At 37.3% G+C, this 22,668-nt stretch carries 25 protein-coding genes and 1 pseudogene; 19 read left to right on the top strand and 7 right to left on the bottom strand.

The window, feature by feature from the left end:
* The first annotated feature begins 217 nt into the window (after positions 1-217).
* Positions 218-1,156, top strand: coding sequence for a thioredoxin-disulfide reductase (gene trxB / locus ACDX78_RS18680; RefSeq protein WP_486029723.1), 939 nt, complete (start codon positions 218-220; stop codon positions 1,154-1,156).
* A gap of 42 nt (positions 1,157-1,198) precedes the next feature.
* A complete protein-coding gene (locus ACDX78_RS18675; RefSeq protein ID WP_486029722.1) occupies positions 1,199-1,399 on the top strand; it encodes a thioredoxin family protein in 201 nt (66 codons plus the stop codon).
* Positions 1,400-1,726: 327 nt separating this feature from the next.
* Here ACDX78_RS18675 and ACDX78_RS18670 read toward each other — a convergent pair whose 3' ends face one another.
* Complete coding sequence (locus ACDX78_RS18670; protein ID WP_486029721.1) at positions 1,727-1,870, bottom strand: hypothetical protein; 144 nt, start codon at positions 1,868-1,870, stop codon at positions 1,727-1,729.
* 397 nt (positions 1,871-2,267) lie between these two features.
* Here ACDX78_RS18670 and ACDX78_RS18665 point away from each other — a divergent pair, with 397 nt between their 5' ends.
* From ACDX78_RS18665 to ACDX78_RS18655, 3 genes are all read left to right on the top strand, one after another.
* Entirely contained in the window at positions 2,268-3,611 is a 1,344-nt protein-coding gene (locus tag ACDX78_RS18665) for a peptidoglycan DD-metalloendopeptidase family protein (protein ID WP_486029719.1), read from the top strand.
* A gap of 247 nt (positions 3,612-3,858) precedes the next feature.
* Positions 3,859-4,434: a thiol-disulfide oxidoreductase ResA gene (gene resA, locus ACDX78_RS18660; protein WP_486029717.1), complete on the top strand. Its 576-nt coding sequence runs from the start codon at positions 3,859-3,861 to the stop codon at positions 4,432-4,434.
* Between the two features lie 19 nt (positions 4,435-4,453).
* Positions 4,454-5,158, top strand: coding sequence for a cytochrome c biogenesis CcdA family protein (locus ACDX78_RS18655; RefSeq protein WP_486029716.1), 705 nt, complete (start codon positions 4,454-4,456; stop codon positions 5,156-5,158).
* A gap of 71 nt (positions 5,159-5,229) precedes the next feature.
* Here ACDX78_RS18655 and ACDX78_RS18650 read toward each other — a convergent pair whose 3' ends face one another.
* The 4 genes from ACDX78_RS18650 to ACDX78_RS18635 all read right to left on the bottom strand — a co-directional run bounded on the left by ACDX78_RS18650 (position 5,230) and on the right by ACDX78_RS18635 (position 7,424).
* Positions 5,230-5,676 (bottom strand): hypothetical protein, encoded by a 447-nt coding sequence (locus tag ACDX78_RS18650; RefSeq protein WP_486029714.1) that lies wholly within the window; start codon positions 5,674-5,676, stop codon positions 5,230-5,232.
* Positions 5,677-5,949: 273 nt separating this feature from the next.
* Entirely contained in the window at positions 5,950-6,327 is a 378-nt protein-coding gene (locus ACDX78_RS18645) for a cupredoxin domain-containing protein (protein WP_486029712.1), read from the bottom strand.
* 165 nt (positions 6,328-6,492) lie between these two features.
* The gene (locus ACDX78_RS18640; protein WP_486029710.1) at positions 6,493-7,059 is read right to left on the bottom strand and encodes a hypothetical protein; all 567 of its coding nucleotides are present in this window, start codon (positions 7,057-7,059) and stop codon (positions 6,493-6,495) included.
* Positions 7,060-7,247: 188 nt separating this feature from the next.
* Complete coding sequence (locus tag ACDX78_RS18635; RefSeq protein WP_486029708.1) at positions 7,248-7,424, bottom strand: cation transporter; 177 nt, start codon at positions 7,422-7,424, stop codon at positions 7,248-7,250.
* Between the two features lie 215 nt (positions 7,425-7,639).
* Here ACDX78_RS18635 and spoVK point away from each other — a divergent pair, with 215 nt between their 5' ends.
* The 5 genes from spoVK (at position 7,640) to glnA (ending at position 13,299) form a co-directional block, all read left to right on the top strand.
* The gene (gene spoVK / locus ACDX78_RS18630; RefSeq protein ID WP_486029706.1) at positions 7,640-8,563 is read left to right on the top strand and encodes a stage V sporulation protein K; all 924 of its coding nucleotides are present in this window, start codon (positions 7,640-7,642) and stop codon (positions 8,561-8,563) included.
* A 172-nt stretch (positions 8,564-8,735) separates the two neighbouring features.
* On the top strand, positions 8,736-9,971 hold the full coding sequence (hflX, locus tag ACDX78_RS18625; protein ID WP_486029704.1) for a GTPase HflX: 1,236 nt from the start codon (positions 8,736-8,738) through the stop codon (positions 9,969-9,971).
* A 12-nt stretch (positions 9,972-9,983) separates the two neighbouring features.
* On the top strand, positions 9,984-11,222 hold the full coding sequence (locus ACDX78_RS18620) for a methionine gamma-lyase family protein (RefSeq protein ID WP_486029784.1): 1,239 nt from the start codon (positions 9,984-9,986) through the stop codon (positions 11,220-11,222).
* A gap of 207 nt (positions 11,223-11,429) precedes the next feature.
* Positions 11,430-11,813 (top strand): MerR family transcriptional regulator, encoded by a 384-nt coding sequence (locus ACDX78_RS18615; RefSeq protein WP_486029702.1) that lies wholly within the window; start codon positions 11,430-11,432, stop codon positions 11,811-11,813.
* A gap of 148 nt (positions 11,814-11,961) precedes the next feature.
* Positions 11,962-13,299, top strand: coding sequence for a type I glutamate--ammonia ligase (gene glnA, locus ACDX78_RS18610; protein ID WP_486029700.1), 1,338 nt, complete (start codon positions 11,962-11,964; stop codon positions 13,297-13,299).
* A 107-nt stretch (positions 13,300-13,406) separates the two neighbouring features.
* On the opposite strand, the gene lexA is transcribed toward glnA, so the two are convergent.
* The gene (gene lexA, locus ACDX78_RS18605) at positions 13,407-14,030 is read right to left on the bottom strand and encodes a transcriptional repressor LexA (protein WP_486029782.1); all 624 of its coding nucleotides are present in this window, start codon (positions 14,028-14,030) and stop codon (positions 13,407-13,409) included.
* A 272-nt stretch (positions 14,031-14,302) separates the two neighbouring features.
* On the opposite strand from lexA, the gene ACDX78_RS18600 reads away from it, so the two are divergent.
* The 8 genes and pseudogenes from ACDX78_RS18600 (at position 14,303) to ACDX78_RS18565 (ending at position 20,586) form a co-directional block, all read left to right on the top strand.
* Positions 14,303-14,941 carry a YneB family resolvase-like protein gene (locus ACDX78_RS18600; protein ID WP_486029698.1) on the top strand — a complete coding sequence of 213 codons (639 nt, stop codon included), beginning with the start codon at positions 14,303-14,305 and terminating at the stop codon, positions 14,939-14,941.
* 129 nt (positions 14,942-15,070) lie between these two features.
* Entirely contained in the window at positions 15,071-15,304 is a 234-nt protein-coding gene (locus tag ACDX78_RS18595) for a DUF896 domain-containing protein (protein WP_486029696.1), read from the top strand.
* A gap of 153 nt (positions 15,305-15,457) precedes the next feature.
* Positions 15,458-17,461 (top strand): transketolase, encoded by a 2,004-nt coding sequence (tkt, locus tag ACDX78_RS18590; RefSeq protein ID WP_486029694.1) that lies wholly within the window; start codon positions 15,458-15,460, stop codon positions 17,459-17,461.
* Between the two features lie 407 nt (positions 17,462-17,868).
* Complete coding sequence (sirA, locus tag ACDX78_RS18585; RefSeq protein WP_486029692.1) at positions 17,869-18,324, top strand: sporulation inhibitor of replication protein SirA; 456 nt, start codon at positions 17,869-17,871, stop codon at positions 18,322-18,324.
* A 59-nt stretch (positions 18,325-18,383) separates the two neighbouring features.
* Positions 18,384-18,605 carry a YneF family protein gene (locus tag ACDX78_RS18580; RefSeq protein ID WP_486029690.1) on the top strand — a complete coding sequence of 74 codons (222 nt, stop codon included), beginning with the start codon at positions 18,384-18,386 and terminating at the stop codon, positions 18,603-18,605.
* Positions 18,606-18,797: 192 nt separating this feature from the next.
* Positions 18,798-19,502, top strand: a complete 705-nt coding sequence (locus ACDX78_RS18575; protein ID WP_486029688.1) for a cytochrome c biogenesis CcdA family protein — start codon at positions 18,798-18,800, stop codon at positions 19,500-19,502.
* 148 nt (positions 19,503-19,650) lie between these two features.
* Positions 19,651-20,012, top strand: a pseudogene (locus tag ACDX78_RS18570) (response regulator).
* 100 nt (positions 20,013-20,112) lie between these two features.
* The gene (locus ACDX78_RS18565) at positions 20,113-20,586 is read left to right on the top strand and encodes a CcdC family protein (protein ID WP_486029686.1); all 474 of its coding nucleotides are present in this window, start codon (positions 20,113-20,115) and stop codon (positions 20,584-20,586) included.
* A 33-nt stretch (positions 20,587-20,619) separates the two neighbouring features.
* Here ACDX78_RS18565 and ACDX78_RS18560 read toward each other — a convergent pair whose 3' ends face one another.
* Complete coding sequence (locus tag ACDX78_RS18560; protein WP_486029684.1) at positions 20,620-21,111, bottom strand: DUF2621 family protein; 492 nt, start codon at positions 21,109-21,111, stop codon at positions 20,620-20,622.
* 247 nt (positions 21,112-21,358) lie between these two features.
* Here ACDX78_RS18560 and ACDX78_RS18555 point away from each other — a divergent pair, with 247 nt between their 5' ends.
* Positions 21,359-22,474 (top strand): ATP-binding protein, encoded by a 1,116-nt coding sequence (locus ACDX78_RS18555; protein ID WP_486029682.1) that lies wholly within the window; start codon positions 21,359-21,361, stop codon positions 22,472-22,474.
* Positions 22,475-22,668: the final 194 nt, after the last annotated feature.

The following is a 22,668-nucleotide window of genomic DNA, read 5'->3' as shown; positions in this document are numbered from 1 at the left end:
AAAGAATCTTCCAAGAAATAATGCATAAAAAGTAAAACAAAGAAACACTTCACGGGTAAAAGATCCACAAGATTTCCACTCTAAAAAAATACGAAAATAAATCTGTTTAGACGGGGAAATAGGGTTTACTAACACCAGTGGGGGAAAGTTCTCATCCCCCACTGAATGACATTTCAGTTTATTATACTCAAAGTAGTTGGGAAAAAAGAGGTGAACTATGTATAAAACGGTCATTTTAGGAACGGGTCCTGCTGGTTTGACTTCTGCTATTTATTTAGCTAGAGCGAATATGAAACCACTTGTTCTTGAAGGTCCTGAACCAGGGGGACAATTAACACTAACTACAGCTGTGGAAAACTATCCTGGATTTTCTGATCCCATTATGGGTCCCGAACTGATAGAGACAATGCGCCAACAAGCCAAACGATTTGGCGCTGTGTTTGAAACTGGATTGGTGAAGAATGTAGATTTTTCCGGACGCCCCTTTCGTTTTAAGGTCGACAGTCTTGGAGAAATTCAAGCAGAATCAGTGATTATTTCTACTGGTGCCAGAGCCAAAATGTTGGAAATTCCCGGTGAGTCAGAAAACCTCGGCCGAGGTGTAAGCACTTGTGCCACGTGTGATGGATTCTTTTTCCGTGACAAGAAAGTTATTGTGGTTGGTGGAGGAGATTCCGCCATGGAGGAAGCATTGTTTCTTACCAAATTTGCCAAAGAAGTGCATGTGATTCACCGCAGAAATCAATTGCGGGCTTCCAAAATCATGCAGGAACGAGCTAGGGGAAATAAGAAAATATACTGGAATTTTGACAGTATACCGATTGAAATTATCTCTGATGACAAACAGGTAACAGGTCTTAAAGTGAAGAATAAGCTTACGAATGAAGAACAGCTTATCGAAGTGGATGGCGTCTTTTTGGCGATTGGGCATATTCCAAACACCGATTTTCTGAATAAGGCAGTTGATATTTATCCGAATGGGTATATTAAGGTTGATTCTGGAACGACAAATACCAATGTACCTGGTGTATTTGCGGCAGGTGATGTCCAAGACCAGAGATATAGGCAGGCTGTGACAGCAGCTGGAACAGGTTGTATGGCTGCCATGGATGCAGAAAAATTTATTGAAATCAATCCGCTGATTGTATTACCTTGAGAAGTTATTGTCATTGTTGAGAATCGAAGGGAGGAATTTAATATGCTAAAGGAATTAGTGGCCAGTAATTTTGAAACATTGGTAAAAGAGGAAGAAAAACCAGTTGTACTGAAATTTACTGCGGACTGGTGCCCGGGCTGTCAACAAGTGGCTCCTGTTGTTGAAGCTGTAGCAAAAGAATTGCAGGATGTGATATTTTATAATGTTGATGTGGATAACAACTTAGAGTTTGCACAGCAGTAATATGGCGTGATGAGCATTCCCACCTTAATTCTTTTTAAAAATGGAGAAGAGGTTGATCGAGTAACCGCTCCGGAAGCGAGTGAGGATGCGATTATTTCTTTTGCTATGCAGTAGATGAGTTAGGAACCAGATTGCAGAATTGTTTCATTGTTTATTGGTTTTACTGTAATGGCTATAGATGTAGCGATGTATAATAAATGTGTTTTAACTTTAATTATATTTGGAGTAATACATCAGCAATCTCGCAAATCATAATGTTGAATAAATTAAAGGAAGATAGAGCCATTCGAGGCATATATCTTCCTTTTTATGCTTACTTTAAAACATTTATTGTGGCCGTTTAGCTACTGTTGTATCTTCTTCATCCTTCTTCTGTCCATCCCTCAGTTTTAATGACTCCATATCCCCGGCCATTCGTGCAACACCATTTAAATCGATGGTAAGATGTGGAACATAATCGTAATATGACATAATATTTCAATATCCTCTACTTTGAAACATAAACGTAATGTAAATTCAGCAAAAAATCGACAATTTTATTGTTATAATGATAAAGAATTATTTAGGGAGCTTGAATGTGAGAGTCTGCGTTGTTTTTTCAAAATACATAGAAAGGAACTGATATTTCAGATTTACAACATTATTTGCATTTGGGAAGTGTTATGAACGTCCGCAAGTTTTTAAAAGTTTAGTTGAATTATAGGAAACCACAAAGTGGAAAATTAAAAATTATATTGAGGTAAGAAGGCTTTACTTTCTTACTTAAAAAAAAAACAGGACACAGTTTAGATCCTTTGTCCTTTCAAACTCACTAGAACCAAAACATATTAGAGAAAAAAGTTATCCAGGGAAAGGGGAATGCGGGTTAATGAAGAGATTTATTCCAGTTATGCTTGCCGTAGTTCTTGTAATTACTATAGGAGCATTTCAAACAGATACGGTGAAGGCAGAGTCCATTGACAGTTTACAACAAAAGATTAGTGAATTGGAAAAAGAAAGACAGGAATTGGAGAATCAAAGAGGTAACTTAAATAGCAGCAGGGATGATATCCAAGAGAATATTGATGAAAATTTAAGTGAACAGAGTAACGTTGAAAAAGAGATTAATGACATTAATCATAGTCTTCAAGAAACAACAAAAAACATAGAAGAAAAGGAAAATGAAATTACAGACACGAATAATAGACTGCAAGAATTAGCAGATATAATAGAAGAATTGAATGATCAAATCACGGTTCTTGAGGAAAGAATTGAAAAGCGGGATGAATTACTGAAAGACAGGCTTCGCTCCATTCAAAAAAGTGGCGGGAACATGAACTACATAGAAGTAATCCTAGGCTCTCAAAGTTTTGGTGATTTTATCAGCAGAGCTACTGCAGTTAACACCATCATGGACCAAGACAAATCAATCATGGAAGCGCAGACCAGGGATAAACAAGAACTGGAAGAAAATAAAAGAGAAGTAGAAGAAAGCAAACAAGAAGTAGAAGAGAAAAAGCTTGTTCTGGAAGAGCAAAAAGATGAGCTGGTTGTATTAGTGGAGCAGCTTGATGAGCAAATGGCAGAAAAAGAATCATTAATGGCACAGCTTCAGGAAGAATATGAAAGTCTGGAAGAGGAAATGCTTACTTTAAATGAAGAGCAGGAACTTATTGCTGCACAAGCTGAAGCAGTAGAAAGATCAAAACAGCTTGCTGAATCGGAAAAAGGTAATTTGGAACAAAAGGCGAAAGAAGAAACTGAGCAGCAGGTACAAGCCACTAGCACAGGCGGTTCCGGTAATACACCAAATGTAGGTTCAGGCGGCGGGGATGCGATCTTTATTTGGCCTGCATCCGGAACTTTCACATCTGATTTTGGAAATCGTACACATCCGGTTTACGGAACACAAAGATTGCATGGTGGCGTTGATATAGCGGCTCCTATAGGAACGCCGGTAAAAGCAGCCGCATCCGGTGTAGTGAGTTCTGCAGGTACTATGGGCGGCTTTGGAAATGCAATTTTGATTACACATACGATTGGTGGACAAACGTATACAACGTTATATGCACATTTAAACAGTATTTCTGTATCTGCTGGTCAAACTGTTAGCCAGGGACAAAATATTGGTGAAATGGGAAATACTGGCGTGTCTACAGGACCGCACTTACACTTTGAAGTTCATCCTGGTGGATATAAAAATCCGCAGAATCCACTTCAATATTTACCTTAATAAATGATCACAGTAATAAATAGAAAGGCATTACCCTTTTCATGGGATAATGTCTTCTTTTTTTATGCGTGCCTGTAAGCCGTTAATTGCTGATAGATTGTTTGTGTACAATGTTTGAAAATATTGTGTCCATTTTGTTAGGTTATTCAATCTACACAAATTCTGCACATAATTGTTTTATATTTAAAGGTAGGTTGCAAATTTTAGATAAACGATATATTAAAATATTTTTGTAGGAGTGACATATATGAGTTTGGAACAAGCCAAAAAAAATAAGAAAAACAAAAAAAGAAATCGTTTAATCTTTAGAACATCAATTTTAGCTGTATTATTAGGCGCTATTATATTTGCACTTGTCTCCAATTTACAGGCAGATAATGCAGTATACGGAGAAGGAGATGTGGCACCTGACTTTAAATTAAAGCAAATTAACCACAATAACGAATTAGAAACGATACAGCTAAGCGATTATGAAGGGAAAGGAATAATGCTGAATTTTTGGGGGACCTGGTGCAAACCATGTGAGGAGGAAATGCCTTATATGGAAGAATTATATCCAAAGTATAAAGAAAAAGGCATTGAAATTATTGCAGTCAGTTTAGATAGTACCGAATTTGTGGTGGAACGCTTTATTGATAAATATGATTTAACTTTTCCCATTCCGCATGATAAGACTGGAGAAGTTCAGGATCTATATAAAGTGGGACCACTTCCGAGCAGCTATTTTATTCGTTCTGATGGAATAATTGAAAGGGTAGTAGCCGGGGGTCTCAGTTTAGAAAGACTGGAGGAATATTTACAGGAAATAGTGCCGGAACAATAGAAATACGGAGGGATAAATGTTGGCTGAAATAAATATATTTATAGCATTTGGCGCCGGTTTTTTATCTTTTATTTCACCTTGTGTTTTACCACTATATCCGGCATTTTTATCTTATATTACAGGGATGAGTGTCAGTGAAATAAAAGAAGAAAACACAAAAATGAATAAAAAGGCATTATTACATACCATCTTCTTTCTTATAGGATTTTCAAGTATTTTCATCATGATAGGTTTTACCACGTCTGCAGTCTCAGAGCTCTTATTAACTTACCAGGATATTATAAGACAGATAGGTGCGGTCCTCATTGTTTTCTTTGGTCTTGTAATTGTAGGCGTATTGAATTTTAATTTCCTTATGAAAGATAGAAAGGTTACATTTAAGAACAGGCCATCTGGATTTTTTGGTTCCTTTATTATAGGAATGGCATTTTCATTAGGGTGGACACCTTGTATGGGTCCTATACTTGCAATTGTACTGTCACTAGCCGCAACCAATCCGGATATTGGAATGATTATGATGATTAGTTATATATTAGGATTTTCGATTCCATTTCTATTACTATCATTCTTTATCGGTAAATTAAAGTGGATTAGAAAACATAGTATACGACTTATCAAAATCGGTGGGTATATCATGATTTTCATGGGAATTGCCCTATTCTTTGACTGGATCACTAAATTAACGTCCTTCTTAGTAGCATGGTTTGGCTTTTCCGGTTTTTAAAATTTTTCTGGATATCGTCTATTAAAAAAGGAAACTATCACCTCGTATATCTTAGTGATAGTTTCCTTATTCTATACTTCCAATAACTGAACGATGACTTTACCTTTTTCATTTCTGGATAAAAGGACTTTTTCACCAGGGCTTAAACAGCGATAGTTTTGCATGTTATGCGGTTTGATGAGGGTTACTTTCTCTTGATCATCAAGTTCTATTTCATTATTGCAACGGCTTATTCCTTCATCGTCAGCTACACAGTCCGTATCTGTGAGTACTGTTCCTTCAACTTCTCCTTTAAAATTACCAGATAACAGATTGACAACATACGTACCATTAGCACCGTTTTCATGAAGGTCCAACCCTTTTTCAATTTCTTCCTGGGATAAGCCAACATCCTCATTTTCCAACATCTTGCCTGCATCTTGATCTGCACTTTGGGAATTACCGGAATTTCCAATGAATATAAAAAGTGTTAAGACAATAATAACTGTAGATCCTATTCCAATTCCTATTTTTCGCATATCTTAATCTCTTCCTTGGTGGGGCTATTTATTATTATGATTTATATTTTTGCAGGTCCTGTGCATTTTTGGTGAATAATTAGTGTTTATAAATGGTTTGGCAGTTTGCTGATTACCCTTGAACCCTATTTTTAAAAATAAATTGTCGGTCCAAAAGTAAATAAGGGGTTCATTTGGTTCCTCACTTAAAGAAAGATTTTTTTCAAGTGAAACAATAAAACGTCTGGATAATTAAAAAAATCCAGACGTTTTATTGAGCAATGGCTCTCTATACTATTGTACAATCAATGTTGATATCATATCATCATGTCCCTGACCACAAGGAATGTTACAATAAATTGTGTATTCTCCTGGTTCTTCCGGCGTAAATGTTGCTTCACCCTCACCCTCAATATTCACATCTAACTCATCTATTGCAATCCCGTGCATTCCCTCATCATTTGTTAAAGATATTTTAACTTCTTCACCTGCATTTACGGTGTGTTCGGCCGGATCAAGTGCAAAGTTGGATGCTGTAATATCAATCTGAGTAGTGGCAGATGAATCATCAGAAGAACCAGTGTCTCCTGTTTCCTCTGTGTCATCCCCGCCACAAGCAGCGAGAAATAACACGACACCTAAAAAGATTGCTGCTAATAAAGCTTTTTTCAAAAATAAAAACTCCAATCCTATTTCTTTTAATCATTTTACTTTCAACAATTATATTACTTGGTAAATATGCATTTTTTATGAAGACAAAGAGACAAATATATGAACATTTTAGCTGGGTACATTAATTAAAAGAACCTAACGGTGATTGATATGGTACCATCCATTTTAATGATGATCTTCTACATGATTATTATTTGGGGACTCCTCATGGGTAATAATAGGTCCCATTTGATTAAATAAAATAAAAAATAATCCAAAAATGAACACGATGAACAAAGGGTTGGTGTAGAATATTGGCTTGCTTTTATTTACTTCTTTTTGGATCATATAAAGCAACATTAGTAAAGCGGTAAGGAATAAAAAGAACATTATTTTTATGATTGCATTTTGATATTCTATTTCAACCATATTTCCGAGCATGGCTCCCATCATTCCTCCCATAACTCCCGCCAACAATCCATCCAATACTGCCATAATACTGACTGGGATACCAGCGATAAATCCAATAGACATTCCAACAATAATTCCCAAAACCGTTGCAATGAAAAAATTATCTGGAATTAATATTCCAAAAATAACCCCTACAGTTAGACCGGCACTCATGCCGATTGACATAGCGATCATCATGCCAACCATATTTGTAATTTTACTTCTGAAGATGATTGATTTAAAAATAATCAACACTGAGAGTATGAAAATCGTTATAAATATGAAAAGCAGAGGTGTTTCCACTATTTCCCTCCTCCATGTCTTGTCCATTATAATTAACTATATGTGCTTTATAATAGTAATATTCTATTGAAAATATTGAGATATATAATGCATAGCAAATGGATACTTTTTTCCTGCAGAATAAGTTAGCAATTACAACTATATTCCTTATGGTGTAACTAATTCAATTAACTTACATATTTTAACCTTCAAATTGCTGTAATCTGATTATCATTAACTAGGTTTTCATCATAATCTAGGGTAACCTTTCCATTTTCAAGACTAACTTGAACATCTTTTACACCATTTAATTCTTTAAGAGCACCCTCAACTGAGCTAACACAGTGTCCACAAGACATACCATTTACATTAAATGTTTTTGACATGTATTTCCTCGCTTGTTAAATTAAAAGTCAAAACTTAGCCATCGCGTCTGTATTTTGCAATTAAGCAGGTTTTATCTACGCACCGACATGCAACCGGCATTTCGTGAGAAAATATTTCCAGCTATTTAAATAGTCGGAAGAAAAACAGATCCCCATGGGCATATGTCACACCTTTTTTATAAGAACGTATAATACATTGATGAAGGAGTGATGACATGGAGACCCAATTGAAGCGAAACAGGAATGGTCAAATAAACATTGTCTTAAGTGAAAAAAATAATGAACAGCCAAAAACAAATCATTCATTGTACACCATTGACAATAGACCTTTTTCTCATATTGATGAAGAATTTTCTTCTTTTATTGGCATGAAGGAATTAAAAGATAAAATAAAGGAAATCTATGCAACCGTTTTGATCAATGAAAAAAGGGAGCAATTCGGTTTGAAAGCTCCGAAGCAGGTACTCCATATGTTGTTTAAAGGGAATCCGGGTACAGGCAAAACGACGGTAGCCCGAAAGTTAGCCAAATTATATTTTGATATGGGGTTGTTATCAAAAGGTCATTTCATAGAAGCGGAAAGAGCCGATTTAGTTGGTGAGTATATTGGGCAAACCGCTCAAAAAACAAGAGCGATGATTCAAAAAGCAATGGGCGGGGTATTATTTATTGATGAAGCATACTCTTTAGCCCGTGGCGGAGAGAAAGACTTTGGAAAGGAATCGATAGACAGTATTGTAAAACATATGGAGGACCACCACAACGATTTTGTACTGATCCTGGCGGGCTATCCAAATGAAATGGAATGGTTTTTATCTCTAAATCCTGGTCTTCAGTCAAGATTTCCTTTCATTATGGACTTTCAGGACTATGAAGTAACTCAATTAATGGAAATTGCTGTACAAATGGCAACAGAGAAGGAATACCATTTTACAAAAGAGGCGATATCTCATTTACAATCCCACTTGTATATAAAGAAATACCAGCAATCAAGCAATTTTTCAAATGCCCGCTATGTGAGAAACATTATCGAAAATGCCATTCGAAAACAAGCAGTCAGATTACTCAGTACATCCCGATTTTCTGCCGAAGATTTACTCAAGCTGACAAAACAGGATGTAGTGACAGATCACCTGTAAGTGATTCTGTTTTAATATCAAAGTTTTATTTGCTATGATTAACATGAATCGTTTTTGAATTGTCTACATTGTTAAATGAAAAACCCTCAGCTGAGCAAAAATCTCAGGTTTTCACTAATAAATTTTGTAAAGACTGGATTTTTAATTATATGTTAAAGAAAGGTTTAAATATATGGAAGAAGAAAAAATACTTATCATTGCAGTAAAAAATCCTGAACAAAAAAATGAAAAGTTTCAATCCTCTCTGAAAGAATTGATTTCCTTAAGTGAAACGGCAGGAGGGGCTGTAATAAAGATTATGACACAAACAAGGAAGCATATTCACCCTGCTAATTATATTGGTTCCGGAAAAGTAGAGGAAATGAAAGAAGAAATTGTGAACTTGGATATAGATCTTGTCATTTCCAATGATGAACTGTCTGCCGGCCAATTAAGAAACCTCGGCAATATACTCGGAGTAAGCATTATAGACCGGAGTCAGCTTATACTGGATATATTTGCCCAGCGTGCAAAGACAAAGGAAGGCAAGCTGCAGGTGGAGCTTGCCCAATTGGAATATTTACTGCCAAGACTTCGAGGACAGGGTGTAGAAATGTCCCGGCTTGGTGCTGGTATAGGTACCAGAGGGCCTGGTGAAACAAAATTAGAGACCGACCAGCGCCATATAAGAAGACGGATTTATGATATAAAGCGGAGGCTGGAAACAGCTATTCGACAACGTGACCAGTACAGACAACGACGAAAAAATAATGAAGTTTTTCAAATTGCCATTGTCGGTTATACAAATGCAGGGAAATCTACTATATTCAACCGGATTACCAACAGTACATCCTTAGAGGAAAATCAGTTGTTTGCAACGCTGGACCCATTAACTAGGGAGATTAAATTACCATCGGGCTTTCAGACACTTATTACAGATACCGTTGGATTTCTTCAGGATTTGCCTACTTCGCTAATCGCAGCTTTCCGCTCTACGCTTGAGGAAGTGACGGTAGCTGACTTTTTAATCCATGTGGTAGATGGTTCAAATCCGGATATGGAGCAGCAGCAGCATACGGTCATGGAATTGCTTGAAGAACTGGATGCCCACAGAATTCCGATGTTAACCGTATATAATAAGAGGGACGCGTTTTCTGAAGATTTCATACCATTGCAGCATCCTTATTTACGCATCAGCGCTTATCAGCAGGAAGACATCCAAACATTGCTTCAAAAGATACAGGATTTATTAAAGGAGAATTGGGATGAATATACTGTTCATTTAAATCCGGATGATGGAAAATTACTGCAAAGGCTGGAACAGGAAACGATTGTCATAGACAAGGACTTTGCTGAAGACAAAAATCAATATATTTTCAAGGGTTATATGCGGAGCGATCATCCATTAAAAATGTTATTAGAGAGGTAGTTATCATTGAAGCTGGAAGAAATCATCATACGAGCAGAGGAAGATTGCTTTGTTCCTCATAAGGAAATTCAAAAAATGACAGAAATAAACCAAAGGAGAGTTTTGCAGGCATTCAGGAATCATCGGATTAGCGAAAGCCATTTTTACTCAACGACTGGGTATGGTTATGATGATATGGGCAGGGAAGCGCTGGAAGCGGTGTATGCAGAAGTTTTCGGCGGGGAAGATGCACTTGTCAGGCCTCAAATCGTTTCTGGCACACATGCCATAACGATTGCTTTATTTGGCTTATTAAGGCCAGAGGATGAACTGATTTATATTACAGGGGAACCATATGATACATTAACTGGCGTTATAGGGAAGTCTGGAAGCTATGAAGGCTCACTGAAAGACTATCATATTGATTATAAAGAAGTAGGGTTAAAAGATGATGGTTCCGTGGATTTTTCTTCTGTTAAAAATGCGATCACGGAAAAAACGAAGGTTATTGGTATACAGCGGTCCAAAGGTTATGATGACAGACCATCATTTACAATTGATGATATAAAGGAAATGGTGCAATTTATTAAAAACATAAATAAAGATATTATTATTTTTGTGGATAATTGCTATGGGGAATTTGTGGAGGATAAAGAACCATTGCATGTGGGAGCAGATATTATGGCCGGGTCACTTATAAAAAACCCCGGTGGCGGGATTGTGCGTTCCGGCGGTTATATTTGCGGCAACGAGGAGCTTGTTCACTCATGTGCAAACAGGCTGACTGCTCCGGGCTTAGGGAAGGAAGCCGGTGCAACATTGGATACACTGCAAGAGATGTATCAGGGTTTTTTTCTGGCACCCCATATAGTAGGGCAAGCTTGGAAAGGGGCAGTCTTTACTTCAAGGTTATTAGCGTTGCTTGGTTATGAAACGAGCCCGCACTACCAGGAAAAAAGAACGGATTTAATTCAGTCAGTCACTTTTCATAATCCAGAAGAAATGATTGCTTTTTGCCAGGCTATTCAAAAAAACTCCCCAGTTAATTCATTTGTAAAGCCATATCCAAGTCCAATGCCCGGATATGAAGATGAAGTTATTATGGCTGCAGGTGCCTTTATCCAAGGTTCCAGTATTGAATTATCTGCTGATGGGCCATTACGCCCCCCATACATAGCCTTTGTACAAGGCGGCTTAACGTATGAACATGTCAAAATCGCTTTAACAGAAGCAGTAAAAACGCTAATAAAAAGTGATTATGCTAACCGTTAACTGAGTATACAAAAGGTAGGTTATTCCATTCTTTTTTAATTGGCTCCTTTCCCTTCATATTTATCATTACGAGCAGTATTTAAAACTGAAAATAACCATCTATAAAATTAATTGAACAAAACATGTCAAGTAACCTAACATAACTCTTGACATGTCAAGTAACCTAACATTATAATTAGATATATCTTAAAAAAGGGAGGTTATGAATTGAATGATCAAGAACGGCGTTCCATGCCTCTTTTTGGGATTGGTATTGTAATCAAGCTGACAGAATTAACTGCCAGGCAAATAAGGTATTATGAAAAACATGATTTAATTGATCCGGAGCGGACAAGCGGCAATCAGCGGTTATTTTCATTTAAGGATGTGGACAGGTTACTGGAAATTAAAAACCTGTTGGATAAAGGACTGAATATTGCAGGTATAAAGCTCATGATATCGGAAGAAGAGCAGAAAACCAGGGAAAATAAAAAGAAAACAAAGATAACCAGACAGGAACTGAAGGAGTTCTTGAAACAAGAACTTAATGAATCAGGTAGATACGGGAAAACAAGCTTAAGACAGGGAGAGCTTTCACGGTTTTTCAACTGAGAAAATATATATAACCATTGTCTCTGTATACATAACTGTAGCACAGATATTGGCTTGAATTTTCAAATTAATCATTAGAATTGGGGAATGGGTGCGATAGTGTGATTCATTTTCCATTCATATAAACAATTAAACAGGAGGAGTTCAGATGGGAAAAAGCCTTTCAAGAGAAGAGATATTCAAACAGATCGAGGAAGAGAATGTGAGATTTATACGTCTCCAATTTACGGATATGCTTGGTACAATTAAAAATGTGGAAATTCCGCTCAGCCAGCTGGATAAGGCTCTGGATAACAAAATGATGTTTGACGGGTCATCGATTGAAGGATTTGTGCGTATCGAGGAATCCGATATGTATTTATATCCTGACCTGGATTCGTTCGTTGTATTTCCATGGACCTCGGATAAAGGAAAAGTAGCCAGATTTATCTGTGATATCTATAATCCGGACGGCACACCATTTGAGGGCTGTCCGCGCTATAATCTAAAAAGAAATCTTAAAAAAATGGAAGAGCTTGGTTTTGATTCATTTAATATTGGTACAGAACCTGAATTCTTTTTATTCAAACTCGATGAAAAGGGAGACCCATCACTTGAGCTGAATGATCACGGCGGATATTTCGATTTGGCTCCTACAGATCTTGGTGAAAATTGCCGCAGGGATATTGTTCTTGAATTGGAAGAAATGGGATTTGAAATTGAAGCATCCCATCATGAGGTTGCACCAGGTCAGCATGAAATAGATTTTAAATATGCTGATGCCGTAAAACATGCTGATGATATACAAACGTTCAAACTGGTTGTAAAGACTATCGCCAGAAAGCATAATCTGCATGCTACATTTATGCCCAAGCCCCTTTTCGGAGTGAATGGTTCCGGTATGCACGTAAACATGTCTCTTTTCAAAGATGGAGATAATAAATTTTTTGATGAGAATGGGGTCGAGCAATTAAGCGAAACGGCCTATCAGTTTACAGCCGGCGTGATTAAGCATGCAACAAATTATACAGCAGTAACGAACCCTACTGTGAATTCATATAAACGACTCGTACCGGGCTATGAGGCACCTTCCTATGTAGCATGGTCGACTGCAAACCGCAGTCCGCTTGTCAGGATTCCTTATTCAAGAGGGGTGAGCACCCGGATTGAAGTACGCAGTGTGGATCCTTCCGCTAACCCGTACTTAGCCTTAGCAGTACTGCTTGCGGCAGGCCTTGATGGCATTGAAAATAAATTAACACCGCCTGAGTCTGTGGACCAAAATATATATGTCATGACGAAAAAAGAACGTGAAGAAAATGGTATTAAAAACCTTCCTCCTACGCTCATGCTTGCTTTAGAAGAATTAGAAAAGGATGAACTAATTATAAATGCAATGGGTGAGCACTTATATGAACATTTCGTAGAAGCAAAAGAGATAGAATGGGATATGTTTAGAACGACTGTTCACCCATGGGAAAGAGAACAGTATTTAACAAGTTACTAAGAAAAACCTGTAAATTTTATAAAAAAACACTCCTGTACTCACTACTAATGTGGTACAGGAGTGTTTTTTATATGTATTATTGATTATAGCAGTATACATACGTTATTTTAATCAATGGTACGGTATAAACCGATTACTTTTCCAAGTATAGTTACATTATCATAAATCAGTGGTTCCATTGTTGCATTTTCAGGTTCCAGACGAATTTGATTCTTGTCTTTAAAGAACCGTTTAACTGTGGCTTCATCCTCATCTGTCATAGCAACGACAATATCATTATTGTGAGCTGTGTTTTGCTGCTTTACAATGACCATGTCCCCGTCTAATATCCCAGCTTCAATCATACTTTCCCCTTCGATAACCAAAACGAATATATTATCATCCGGATTGCTCGTATGATCTGGTATAGGGAGGAACTCTTCAATGTTTTCCACCGCAGTGATCGGAAGCCCCGCAGTAACTTTACCGATTAACGGGGCATAACGGGCTTTTTCCCTTGGGATATCACCTTCTCCAATGATGCCTAAAATTTCAATTGCTCTTGGTTTAGTAGGATCCCTTCTGATGTAACCTTTTTCTTCCAATCTGGAAAGGTGCCCGTGTACTGTGGAACTGGATGCAAGACCTACAGCCAGTGCAATTTCTCTTACAGAAGGCGGATACCCTTTTTCTTCCACTTGATCTTTAATAAAATCCATAATTGCTTGCTGTCTTTTGGATAGCTTTATAATTGTCATGTCGTTAACCCCTCGCACATATTAATTGTTAATACTAGTCTAGCATTTTTTTGAAATATAAGCAAACGTTCGTTCTAAAAAAAGCTTGACAAGACCGTATGTTCGTGAAATAATGAATATACGAACAAAGGTTCTCGAACCGTAAGGGGGGAAATGATGATGTTTAATAGAGTTTCAAAGGTGGATTTATTTTATATCACAATTTTTGGGCTGTCTCTGTTATTCTTATATATTGCAATGATTACAAGTTAATAGAGGTGTTCAGGATGAGGGCTATTATTTATTGTCGCGTGAGTACCGATAAATCGCAGCAGGAAACTTCCCTATTTAGACAAAAAGCCGAATTGACAAAGCTAGCAGAAAAATATCATTTCACTATTGCTGCAAATATCCAGGAGCGAAAGAGCGGTTATGAGATTGAACGGGAAGGAATACTTAAGATGCTTGATATGTTCTCAGATAATCAGGCAGATTGCCTGCTGATCCAGGATGAAACAAGGCTTGGAAGAGGCAATGCAAAAATTGCCTTGTTTCATCATTTGAAAAAGCTGAAGGTTCCTATTTATACAGCTGTCACTGAAGATGAACTGGAAGTATCAGAATCAGATTCGATGGTATTGCAAATAATATCAGTAGTGGAAGAATACCAGCGCAAACTGCATAACGCAAAGATCAAAAGGGGTATGAAAAAAGCTATAAAAGAAGGTTATGATCCGGGCAGAAATTTATCCAATTTGACAAAAGCGCCAGGCAGGGAACGGGTTTCATTCCCAATTAACGAAGTCATACGGCTGCGGGATAATAATATGACTTTTGAGGAAATAGCAAATATATTAAATGGAATGGGCTACAATGTGTCAAAGGCCACCGTACATAGAAGATATAGAGAAACCCAAAATACTTGATTCAGTTGAATAAGCACGCTACCATTAGAAAACAGGAAGTATCTTACTCCTGTTTTTTTACATGCTGAGGTTATATATAGGCTCAATAGCTTTAAAGCGTTTTATATTACATCCAATGGAGGTTTTCCCATGCTGTCAAAAGATAAATTAGAACGGATTAATCATCTGGCTAGAAAAGCAAAGGAAGAAGGGTTGACTGAGAAAGAAAAAAATGAACAGAAAGAACTAAGGGAAGCCTATTTACAAAATGTCCGCAGTTCATTTAAGAATCAGTTTAAAACCATGAAGGTAGTTGACCCTAAGGGAAATGATGTAACACCGCAAAAAGTAAAGGATATGCAAAAAAGAAATAAGAAAGATTAGACACTGCTGGTAGCAGTATGAAAAAAATATCGAAATGTATTTTCTTTATCCGAATTCCCATGCAACCGTCTGTGTCTTTACTTGTGACAAGCTAGTATTCGTTATAGAATGAAGAAGGTTATCATTTTCTGTTTAACGAAAGGAGAAATAAACATGTCAAAAAATATTGAACAGTTATCCATTAATACGATACGCACATTGTCCATTGATGCAATTGAAAATGCAAATTCAGGCCATCCCGGTTTGCCTATGGGCGCCGCACCAATGGCTTATACGCTGTGGACAGAGTTTATGAATCATAATCCAGGTAATTCCAAATGGTTTAATAGAGACCGTTTTGTGCTTTCGGCTGGTCATGGTTCCATGCTGCTGTATAGTTTACTGCATTTGTCTGGATATAATGTAACGATGGATGATATAAAAGGATTCCGGCAGTGGGATTCAAAAACTCCCGGTCACCCGGAAGTACATCATACAGATGGAGTTGAAGCAACTACTGGCCCATTAGGACAAGGGATTGCCATGTCAGTAGGTATGGCAATGGCTGAAGCTCACCTTGCCGGGAAATTTAATAAAGATGATATATCTATCGTGGACCATCATACGTATGCACTTATTAGTGATGGGGACGTCATGGAAGGTATTTCTCATGAAGCCGCATCACTCGCCGGTCATCTTGGTTTAGGGAAATTAATTGCTTTATATGACTCTAATGATATTTCTTTAGACGGTGATTTAAACCGTTCCTTTTCAGAAAATGTAGAGGACCGATTCCTGGCATATGGCTGGCAGGTAATTCGAGTAGAAGACGGAAATAACATTGAAGAAATAAGAAATGCAATAAAAAAAGCAAAAGAAAATACAGACCAGCCGACACTGATTGAAGTAAAGACTGTGATCGGATATGGTTCACCAAACAAGTCCGCTTCAGCAGCTTCCCATGGAGCCCCGCTTGGTGGCGATGAAGTTACATTGACAAAGGAATACTACAAATGGACACATGAGGATTTTCATGTACCTGATGAAGTATATGCTGATTTTAAAGAAAAAATCGGAGTCCGTGGTGAAAAGGCTGAAAATGACTGGAATGAGCTCCTTAAATCCTATAAAGAGAGCCATACTCCAGCTGCAAATGATTTTGGACTTGCGCTTAGTGGCAAACTCCCTGAAGGCTGGGAAAAAGATCTTCCGGTATTTGAACCGGGTGAAGATAAACTTGCAACAAGGGCAGCCTCAGGGAAAGTGTTAAATGCTATAGCAGGGTCGGTTCCAAACTTATTTGGCGGAAGTGCGGATTTAGCTGGTTCTAATAAAACAACGATAAATGAAGAAGAAGATTTCACTCGTAAAAACTATGAAGGAAGAAATATCTGGTTTGGCGTACGTGAACATGCTATGGGAGCAGCTTTGAATGGGATGGCATTACACGGAGGCTTGAAAGTATATGCAGGTACTTTCTTTGTATTCAGTGATTATTTAAGACCGGCTGTTCGTTTGTCATCGATCATGCAGACGCCTGTCACATATGTATTTACACATGATTCCATTGCTGTAGGTGAAGATGGGCCTACACATGAGCCTGTAGAACACTTGGCAGCACTGCGGGCAATACCGGGTTTATCGCTCATTCGTCCAGCTGATGCAAATGAAACACAGGCAGCTTGGCGCTTGTCTCTTGAATCCGAAAAACAGCCAACAGCACTGGTGTTAACAAGACAAAACCTGCCAACACTTGAAGGTACAAAACAAATGGCCTATGAAGGTGTTAAAAAGGGAGCATACGTCATCAGTAAATCTCACAAAGAGAACCCGGATGCATTATTGCTTGCCACAGGATCCGAGGTCCAGTTGGCAATAACTGCACAAAAAGAATTAAGTGAAAAAGGCATAGAAGTCAATGTGATCAGCATGCCTTCCTGGGATCGTTTCAAAGCGCAGGATGAGGCATATAAAAATAAGGTACTGCCTCCTCACATTAAAAAACGTCTAGCTATTGAAATGGCTTCTCCATTTGGCTGGGAACGCTATGTGGGTGATGAAGGCGGCGTACTTGGCATTGATACTTTTGGTGCTTCTGCAAAAGGGGATAAAGTAGTAGAGGAATATGGTTTTACAGTTGAAAATGTGGTAAAGCACGTTGAGTCTCTCCTGAATTAACTGAAAAGAGCCTGGGACAGAACCTGAGGAAACATTGAAAAGACGAGTGTTCTACTATGGTAGTTCCGGAAATATACGTAGACTCCTGTGGGAGGAAAGGCATCGGTGAGACCCCGGGAGTGCGGCAGCACGAAGGGGCTCACCAGCCGCCCGCGGCAAAGAAGACACGCTGAAACCGACCATAGGAAGTTTGAAGTGATGTCGCACTTGTGCCCGTGGTGAAAGCGTAGTATATTTCCGGAGCGGTTTTTAAATGCCAGTTAGTGATATTCGGATTTTTGTTTACTTCAATGGTTCTGTCCCAGCCTCTTTCTAAAATCTCGACAAAAATAGTATGTATTTTCAATGTAAAGTGACATTATTCTGAAATAGAGTACGTATAATAGAGGGTAAAGGAGGAATTCTTTATGTATACGTATTCTATTTATTGTATAAAAGAGGAGTTTGCAAACCACTACTTTCACAAAAGTGATATATTATATCGTTTTATTTTAAGCTATCAAATTAATAAGGCAAGAAAAGATCTGCAAATGCAATTTAACTATATAACCCATTATTTCTCCTATGAGAAGCTGATCAGTCATATGGAAAAGTATTATTTCAACACTAATACAAAATTACATATTAATGGTTCATATATAACTATTAGCCAGAATGGAGACTGTATTTCTTTACTTATAAAAGAAAAAGATATAGAATTTCGTTGTAATACATTACAGGAAGCGGAAGAACTGATCTTCCCCATGCTACGCAGGTATCAGCCATTGCTTTTTATAACTGGAGTCAATGATTTTGGCTGGATTTCCCCCGTTTTGTATGCAAATAAAGATGAAATAAATCACCTATTGTATTCTAATCCATGATTTACTATACTATATAGGGATTACTGAAAAAGAGACAACACGAAGGAGGAGAGCAGGGCATGAGCACGATTTGGGTTGTTTTAATTGCTATCACAGCGTTACTGGCTGGTGTTGCTCTTGGATTTTTTATTGCAAGAAAATATATGATGAATTACTTAAAAAAGAATCCGCCTATTAATGAGCAAATGCTTCGAACGTTAATGATGCAAATGGGACAGAAGCCGTCTCAAAAGAAAATCAATCAAATGATGCGGTCAATGAACAATCAACAAGACAAATAAGTTTGTCGCTATACGATGAAAATGGCGGTGAAACACCCCTTACAGTTTCATGTAAGGGGTAAAAATATATTTATTACACGTTTAAAACAATGAATACCATACAAGTTTCAGTTTATTGTCAAATTCATTCCATTTATAGCAATCGAATTCTGCTACAATAGAGATAATAAGGTCTCTAAGGGGGGGTCTGCAATGCCTGAAATTAATATATTCCTTGCTTTCGGAGCAGGATTTTTATCTTTTATTTCACCCTGTGTACTGCCGCTTTACCCTGCATTTTTATCTTATATAACAGGGATGAGTGTTAACGAACTAAAAGAAGAGAACAACAAAATGAATAAGAAGGCACTATTACACACAATCTTCTTCTTGCTTGGTTTTTCAGCTGTGTTTGTTATGATCGGTTTTACCGCTTCATTTATTTCTGATTTCCTGCTCACTTACCAGGATCTGATCAGACAAGTAGGAGCAATTGTCATTATTTTCTTTGGTTTGGTTATTGTCGGCGTACTTAACTTTAAATTTTTAATCAAAAACAGATCAATTTCTATTAAAAATAGGCCTGCTGGATTTTTTGGCTCATTTATTATCGGACTCGCTTTTTCTCTGGGCTGGACACCTTGTACCGGTCCTATATTAGCCGTTGTATTTACACTGGCTGCTAATGAACCGCAAATCGGAATGGTGATGATGATCAGTTATGTTTTAGGTTTTTCCATTCCGTTTTTAGTGATGGCATTCTTTATTGGCCGCATGAACTGGATAAAAAAGCACAGCATGAAAATTGTTAAAATAGGCGGCTACTTAATGATATTTGTAGGAATTGCCTTGTTCTTTGACTGGATGACGCAATTAACATCATTTTTGGCCGGCTGGTTTGGATTTTACGGATTCTGATTACATTATTTCCTTCTCCCCCTCTGCACCGTTCTTATAATAATAATGTGCAGGGAGGGAGGATTAACGAGCAACTTAGATGCTTTCTGGTAATTAACGTCGTCTTCCCTTATTATAAATAGTATAGGTGTCAATAGGGGGGTTAGAAATGGCAACAATCCTTGTAGTCGATGATGCTAAGTTTATGAGAGTAATACTGAAAAATATAGTAGAGGAACATCAGCATGAAATCATTAGTGAAGCTGAGAGTGGTAAGGAAGCATTACATTGTACAATGAATTACGCCCGGACTTGGTTATCATGGATCTTACTATGCCAGAAATGAATGGTATTGATGCAATGACAGAGATAATGAAAATAGACGATGAAGCAAAGATCATCGTCTGTTCAGCGATTGAGCAGCAAAAGGTGGTTCTTCAGGCCATTGAAGCAGGTGGAAAGGATTTTATTGTGAAGCCTTTTGAAGAAAGCAGGATACTTGATACCGTTGATCGAGTATTACAAAAATAATCATCCTGCGGCATTAGAAAATTAGATTTTAACGGCGTATACATATTTATTCTTTGAGTATCTTAAACTACTGGAAAGCAATTCAGAAAGTGTGATCGGCATGTTTTGGCTAGCAGCCAGTACAGTTGTTGCTGGAGTGATGGCGCTGGCAATGATTATTGTTCGTTTAAAAGCTGCAAAAAAACCAACCAACGCAAAAAGAATTATTTTACCACCCTTATTTATGAGTACTGGTGCATTTATGTTTTTATTTCCTGTATTTCAAATTACTTGGTTACAATTTTTTGAAGCGATTACGGTTGGAGTTATTTGCTCAGTATTTTTAATAAAAACATCCAAATTTGAAATTCGGGATCACGCCATCTATTTAATACCTTCAAAGGCATTTACATTTATACTAATTGGGCTTCTGGTTTTCCGGATTATCCTTAAGCTTTTGATCGGCAACACTATTTCGTTTGGAGAAACGAGTGGAATGTTTTTTGTATTAGCTTTTGGCATGATTATCACATGGAGAATTTCCATGCTTTATAAATTCCTCCAGCTTGAAAGTAAATTGGGTTTAAAGACATAAAATGCGTCTCTTTTTTAAGGGACGCATTTTATATTAAGAACTATCTCTTTTGGGATCATTATATTTTATTTTCCAATTCTTTCTATAATCTTCCCGCGATTGCTTGAAGTAAGGCTCATATGGTGCCACATCGATATTTTTTTGTTTCAATTTTTTTCTTAAAAACCGGTGGTCCTTTTTTGGTGTTGCAACAATGTATCCTTCAATGAGAATCTCTTGAGAGATGGTATTTATGTTTTTTTCCAGCGCCACTTCTCCGATTTTACCGGCAATTTTATTTCTGGCCACGTCTCTAAATAACTCCGGTACTGGCGAGACTAATTCTTCGAGCAATTCTTTCTCTTTATCATCCCACATATGTTTTGTTTTTTCCAAATAAAAATTTTCCCAGTCCATATCCGATTTGCCGTCTTCTTTTGGAATTTGCTTGAGGAATTTCCTGAACATAAAGTATCCGCCGATTGCCATAAAACCAATCATAAGGAGACCCCATATAACAATTAAGTAATCTACAATTATCGACATGATCTCACCTTTTTCTCGTTTTTGTATTAAAAAATTACAAGAGATGACATTATTTTTGCATAATTAATTTATTTTTTGAAATAGTTATAGTAATATAACTAATAATTGGCTATTTATTTTACATCATTTAATACTATTATAGTAATTATTAGTTATGGAAACAAGCGTCATATATGAGCAGAATGTGTCATAACTATAAATTAGAGGGAAAAGGATGTTAGATTTTGTAAATAAAGGGGGAGATGTTATGGGGTTGAATCACGGTAATAGCAGAGAGAGGGACAATAATTCAATTGTTTCTGAGCAATGGGCAGATAATTTTTCTGAACTTCAGGATCTGCCTGCATTTATGCTTTCCTGGATTGAAAATCATCATCATGATTTGATAGCGGTTTGGGATCGTGAAGGCAGAGTCATATTCATATCCAAAACCGTAGAGGAATTGCTGGGTTACAAAAAAGCGGATCTTGCAGGTACAAAATGGTACGAGAAAATTTCTAAAGATGATAAACAATATATCAAAAGCAAATTTAATTATCACAGCAGCAAAAGCCAGACCTTTTCAATCCATCTGATTAATAAAGATGGAAAGTATATTTGGACAGAGTGCACTGCGGCAAAGTTATATGATGAAAAAAATGAGAAACATTATTATATTGCAACCCTTAAAGATATATCAGATAAAAAAGAAGCAGAAGAAATGATGATACGTTCGGAAAAAATGTCGATTGCAGGACAGCTTGCTGCAGGGGTAGCCCATGAAATTCGCAACCCGTTAACTTCCTTAAAGGGATTTATTCAGTTGCTTCAGGCAGGGGTAAACCGTAAAGAAGCCTATTATAAAATTATGATTGAAGAGATTGAAAAAATGGAGAACATTACCTCAGAATTACTTTTTGTTTCGAAGCCATTGACAGATCATAAAAAGGAAGAATCATTAGAGACCATGCTGCAGGATATTACTGTGCTGTTAAAGCCCCAGGCAGAGCTGAAAGGAATTGACATACAATATGACATCCCCGAGAGTATTATGGTTTATTGTGACCGCTCTCAAATTAAGCAGGTTTTAATTAATCTGGTAAAGAATGCGATAGAAGCTATGGATGAAGGGGGTATGATTCAATTAAAAGCTGTAATTGATGATTCCGCTATAAGCTTAAGCATTATTGATGAAGGTTCCGGTATACCTCAAGAAATTATACATAAATTAGGAGAACCTTTTTTCACTACGAAACAGAGCGGAACAGGCCTCGGAATTATGATTTCCAAACAAATATTGGAACAGCATGGCGCTATGCTGGATATCAAGCAAAACACAGGGAAAGGGAGCACATTTCTCATTCGCTTTCCTGCTAATATGTAAATAAAGTTTATCGCAGTGTAACTGGCTGTAAGACTCCCACTTCAAGAATGAAGGAAACATGAAAATTCTAAGTGGGAGATCTAACAGCCAGTAACGGCCCGATTCGTTCAACTAACATTTGTATGAAAACACTTATGAAAATTGCTCTAAAAAGACAACAGGAAAGCAGCTCTCTCAAATTTGATTTTTTGAGA

This window comes from Virgibacillus oceani, assembly GCF_041521345.1.
Classification (GTDB): domain Bacteria; phylum Bacillota; class Bacilli; order Bacillales; family Amphibacillaceae; genus Virgibacillus_N; species Virgibacillus_N oceani_A.
This window is presented reverse-complemented; position numbering and strand designations above follow the sequence as displayed.

Coding starts and splice junctions, on each gene's coding strand:
- trxB (WP_486029723.1), top strand. CDS start 218: ATGTATAAAACGGTCATTTTAGGAACGGGTCCTGCTGGTTTGACTTCT.
- ACDX78_RS18675 (WP_486029722.1), top strand. CDS start 1,199: ATGCTAAAGGAATTAGTGGCCAGTAATTTTGAAACATTGGTAAAAGAG.
- ACDX78_RS18670 (WP_486029721.1), bottom strand. CDS start 1,870: ATGTCATATTACGATTATGTTCCACATCTTACCATCGATTTAAATGGT.
- ACDX78_RS18665 (WP_486029719.1), top strand. CDS start 2,268: ATGAAGAGATTTATTCCAGTTATGCTTGCCGTAGTTCTTGTAATTACT.
- resA (WP_486029717.1), top strand. CDS start 3,859: ATGAGTTTGGAACAAGCCAAAAAAAATAAGAAAAACAAAAAAAGAAAT.
- ACDX78_RS18650 (WP_486029714.1), bottom strand. CDS start 5,676: ATGCGAAAAATAGGAATTGGAATAGGATCTACAGTTATTATTGTCTTA.
- ACDX78_RS18635 (WP_486029708.1), bottom strand. CDS start 7,424: ATGTCAAAAACATTTAATGTAAATGGTATGTCTTGTGGACACTGTGTT.
- spoVK (WP_486029706.1), top strand. CDS start 7,640: ATGGAGACCCAATTGAAGCGAAACAGGAATGGTCAAATAAACATTGTC.
- hflX (WP_486029704.1), top strand. CDS start 8,736: ATGGAAGAAGAAAAAATACTTATCATTGCAGTAAAAAATCCTGAACAA.
- glnA (WP_486029700.1), top strand. CDS start 11,962: ATGGGAAAAAGCCTTTCAAGAGAAGAGATATTCAAACAGATCGAGGAA.
- ACDX78_RS18600 (WP_486029698.1), top strand. CDS start 14,303: ATGAGGGCTATTATTTATTGTCGCGTGAGTACCGATAAATCGCAGCAG.
- ACDX78_RS18595 (WP_486029696.1), top strand. CDS start 15,071: ATGCTGTCAAAAGATAAATTAGAACGGATTAATCATCTGGCTAGAAAA.
- tkt (WP_486029694.1), top strand. CDS start 15,458: ATGTCAAAAAATATTGAACAGTTATCCATTAATACGATACGCACATTG.
- sirA (WP_486029692.1), top strand. CDS start 17,869: ATGTATACGTATTCTATTTATTGTATAAAAGAGGAGTTTGCAAACCAC.
- ACDX78_RS18580 (WP_486029690.1), top strand. CDS start 18,384: ATGAGCACGATTTGGGTTGTTTTAATTGCTATCACAGCGTTACTGGCT.
- ACDX78_RS18575 (WP_486029688.1), top strand. CDS start 18,798: ATGCCTGAAATTAATATATTCCTTGCTTTCGGAGCAGGATTTTTATCT.
- ACDX78_RS18565 (WP_486029686.1), top strand. CDS start 20,113: ATGTTTTGGCTAGCAGCCAGTACAGTTGTTGCTGGAGTGATGGCGCTG.
- ACDX78_RS18560 (WP_486029684.1), bottom strand. CDS start 21,111: ATGTCGATAATTGTAGATTACTTAATTGTTATATGGGGTCTCCTTATG.
- ACDX78_RS18555 (WP_486029682.1), top strand. CDS start 21,359: ATGGGGTTGAATCACGGTAATAGCAGAGAGAGGGACAATAATTCAATT.